The sequence below is a fragment of the Candidatus Bealeia paramacronuclearis genome (assembly GCF_035607555.1).
GTDB classification, from domain to species: domain Bacteria; phylum Pseudomonadota; class Alphaproteobacteria; order UBA9655; family UBA9655; genus Bealeia; species Bealeia paramacronuclearis.
In genome coordinates, this window is the sequence record NZ_JAVHWZ010000013.1 from 1 (window position 1) to 3,534 (window position 3,534).

The 3,534-nt window shown below is 49.3% G+C and carries 5 protein-coding genes; 4 read left to right on the forward strand and 1 reads right to left on the reverse strand.

From position 1 onward, the window contains the following. The first annotated feature begins 201 nt into the window (after positions 1-201). The 4 genes from Bealeia2_RS10385 (at position 202) to Bealeia2_RS10400 (ending at position 2,779) form a co-directional block, all read left to right on the forward strand. Positions 202-624: a hypothetical protein gene (locus tag Bealeia2_RS10385; RefSeq protein ID WP_331256938.1), complete on the forward strand. Its 423-nt coding sequence runs from the start codon at positions 202-204 to the stop codon at positions 622-624. Next, the gene (locus Bealeia2_RS10390; RefSeq protein ID WP_331256939.1) at positions 621-1,592 is read left to right on the forward strand and encodes a YqaJ viral recombinase family protein; all 972 of its coding nucleotides are present in this window, start codon (positions 621-623) and stop codon (positions 1,590-1,592) included. Before Bealeia2_RS10385 ends, Bealeia2_RS10390 begins: the two co-directional genes overlap by 4 nt. Next, positions 1,592-2,452, forward strand: a complete 861-nt coding sequence (locus Bealeia2_RS10395; protein WP_331256852.1) for a recombinase family protein — start codon at positions 1,592-1,594, stop codon at positions 2,450-2,452. Before Bealeia2_RS10390 ends, Bealeia2_RS10395 begins: the two co-directional genes overlap by 1 nt. Positions 2,453-2,536: 84 nt before the next feature. Then, a complete protein-coding gene (locus Bealeia2_RS10400) occupies positions 2,537-2,779 on the forward strand; it encodes a hypothetical protein (protein WP_331256940.1) in 243 nt (80 codons plus the stop codon). Positions 2,780-2,792: 13 nt separating this feature from the next. On the opposite strand, the gene Bealeia2_RS10405 is transcribed toward Bealeia2_RS10400, so the two are convergent. After that, on the reverse strand, positions 2,793-3,254 hold the full coding sequence (locus Bealeia2_RS10405) for a hypothetical protein (protein ID WP_331256941.1): 462 nt from the start codon (positions 3,252-3,254) through the stop codon (positions 2,793-2,795). Positions 3,255-3,534: the final 280 nt, after the last annotated feature.

Sequence of the window (3,534 nt, forward strand, 5' to 3'; positions counted from 1 at the left end):
TGACACGTCATCTTGATGATGTCATTGCGGAGCTGAAATCGATCCGGAGAACCAATACGGGGCTCTTGCGAGACTTATCACGCACACTTCACCAGCTGGAGGCGTTAAGAACGCCACGGGTGCTGAACGAGATCCCCTCTCGGCGCGTCGCTTAGCTTTTTCCACGTCCCAATGATATTCTAATTTCAAGGAGATTGTCCTATGAATTTACCACTTCCCCAAAGGCTTGTGCACGCGCCTGTTTTTGAGTCGTTCACACCGCAACGTCGCCGTCCCCACGTGCAGCTTCGCTTGGTGCGGCCAGCGCCAACACCTGAGCCTCAGGTCACACAAGATTCCGTGATGGATCTCATGACCGCGCGGGTCACACAAGAGATTAAAGCCCAAGAAGCGCATCAAGCGCGATTGGCTCAAGATCCCGCCTGGCAGGAGCTTAAGGCAACACTCGCCCGTCGCAAAGCCGAACTTCACGCCCAAGGCCAAAGCGTCTTATCCCAAGAGGATGATGCGGAGGAGGCAATCCGAGACGAGGATGATGATCATAACGATGATTATCATCAAACTTTACGTGAGAATCGCGCCGATTACTACGCGAGCATTCATCTGTCAGGAGCAAGATCATGAATACAACCATCGTGCGTACAACTGGTTTGTCCAGACAAGCCCGACAAGAACGACGTCATTGGATCCATGCGAGCGATGTCGCACCCATTCTTGGCGTCTCTCCTTTCAAAACGGCCTACGAGGTCTTTATCGAAAAGACGATGGATCTGCCGGAATTGGAAGAGGATTCCACAACATCCCAGCAAGAATGGGGATTGCGGTTGGAAGGCTCTATTATCCAAGCCTACAGGGAATCAACGGGATATCACCTTCATATCGGTCGTTGGCCTCAACGTGCGCAAAAAGTCTGGAAAGAAGCCTCTCTGCCATTTCGGGGCACGCCGGACGCTTTGGTTTTAAACGAGAAGGCCTCACGAGATCCTTCTCTCTGGCAACCGGTGCGGGGACTTGAGATCAAAACAACAGATGCGTTTAACGCAAAAGGATGGGGTCTCACCGGAACACGGTGGGACGGATCCGATCTTGAGAGCTGTCCAGTACCTTATCATTACTACATTCAAGTCTTGAGTTATATGATTCTCTTTGATGTGAAAGCGTGGGATCTGGCCGTCTTGATCGGTGGCAATGATTACCGCCTCTATCATTTGGAGTGGCACCAAGAGACCGCGGAGCTCATTCTTGCCACACTCAAAGATTTCTATAACCGGTATATGCGCACTAAAACAGAGCCGCCTTGCGATTACAGCGCACCAGGCGTGCAGACAATTTTGAGTCGCCTTTATACACCTCAGGAAGACACAGAGATCACGCTTGACGATGCGGCCGCCGCAATCGCTTACGAAGCTCACGCGATGTGCCAGTTGTCAAAATCTGCGGCCGACAAAGCCAAAGCTCTCAAAGCACAATTGAGGCATCTCATGAAAACTGCATCCCTGGGATATCTTCCCTGTGGCGGCAGAGTGTCCCTCACTCAAACTCGCGATGGCGCCCATCGCATGACTTTCCGTATTGATCAAGGAGAAGAATAATGACACACCTGACAACTTATACCTCGGCAACACTTCCCAATCCACACGAGATGGACAATGCCTTAAAACTCGCCCAATTTGCAGCACAGAGTGGTTTCTTCCCAGCCTATAAAGGACGTCCGCAAGAAGCTGTCATGGCGATTCTTTATGGACAAAGTCTAGGGCTTGCGTGGGGACAGAGCCTCTTGAATATCACGGTTATCAATGGACGACCCACGCTTTGGGGCGATGCGATGCTCGCTATCGTCAAAGCCTCCAGTGATTTTGAGTATTGTCACGAGACCTTTGACAAGGCCAATAAAATGGCGATTTGTGAGGTCAAACGCCATGGAGAAGCACCTCAGGTCAGGACGTTCTCCTACGAACAAGCACAACGGGCAGGACTCGCCAGCAAAGACAACTGGCGCAAGTATCCCGAACGGATGCTCCAGATGCGCGCGCGGGCTTTTGCGTTACGAGATGTATTTCCTCATTTACTCAACGGTATTTATATGACGGAAGAAATGAGTGGTACGTCACCATTGCCACCACGACAAGAGCCTGTTCCTCAACCTCAAACAGTTATCGCGGTGAAGGAGGAAGAACCTACACTTGAGACTCTGGAGACAACAGAAGAAACGGATTTTGCGGAGTCTCCGGTTACGCCTGAGCCTCAAACACCAGAAAATGATGAAGACAAGACGGCCGATGAGACTCTCAATGACACCAGCGATGGAGATGCTGTTCAAAACGCATCGGCAAAACCGGATAACCTGGCAACGCTGGAGCTCGCACGTCTCAGACGACAGGCTCTTCAGGAACAAAAGCTCAGAAAAATGACGGTCAACATCGAGCGTCACTTAAAACGCGCCACCAGCTAATATGAAACGTAAAGGAGGGAGGCTGACACCTTCCTTTCCTTGTGAGCGTGTGCCATATTATGCAACGACAAACGAGAGGACATCATGACATTTTCGCTCAAGCAAAATATGATCTTTTTTAAAAACCTCTGTAGTCTCATCGATTCTAAGTCTTTCAAAACCGATCTCTCGATCAGATACAATCAAAAGGCACTGACCTTGCAGCTCTCTGTTCAAAGCCATCAGGGACTGAATCCCAAAGAACTCTACTTGCTGAAGCAGAAAATGCAGGAATCATTGAGTCGTTCCCAACGCAAGATCATTCAAGCTCAAGAAGTGCCTCAATAAGAACTAGACTAGACTAGACTTGAGTGGCGTTGATTTTGTTCTGGATCGCAGCGATTTTGTCTTGGTTTTCTCTGATCTTCTGGGCAATCAATTGCTCCTTTTGCGCCAGAGTCTTGTGAAACTGAGCAATGGTCTCCTCAACGGAAGGTGATGCGGCCGAGGGATGAAGAGATTCCGCAGACACAAGGCTCTCTTTGTAGAGTTGTTCTGACTTCTGCCAGAAGTACGACATGACCTCTTTTGACGCTTCGGTTTTGTCATTATCAAGCGCCAACCGTAAGAAGGCACTCAAAAGCCGTGCCTGAAACAATCCGCGTGCGGGCGCAATAATCGGCTCCAAGGTTTCAGCGGTCAGTGTCTCGCTTTCCTGAAGATCTTTGATGTTTTTCAACATCTCATTAATGGAAAGCGTGACGCGCTTTTGAAAGTTCTCCAGAGCATCCATGAGCATCTTGTTCAATTCTACGGTCTCCATGGTTACGCCTCACTGATGGGAGTCTGTGCACTCACAGCTGATTGTGTTGCAGTAAGCGAATTGGAATCAATTGGGTCGAACGCCGTGGGTTCAGTTGTTGGCCTGGTTGCGGTAATGCAATTGACACCTTGTTCATCACAACTAGCCGCTTGAGTCTGAACTCTATCGACACACGATACGGGTTGAAGAGGATGTCCATTGATGGTTGTTTTTGTCATTTTACATCCTTCATGTTGAGTGTTTTTGAATCATGCGTTTCTTTGTTAAGAAGCATTCGGAT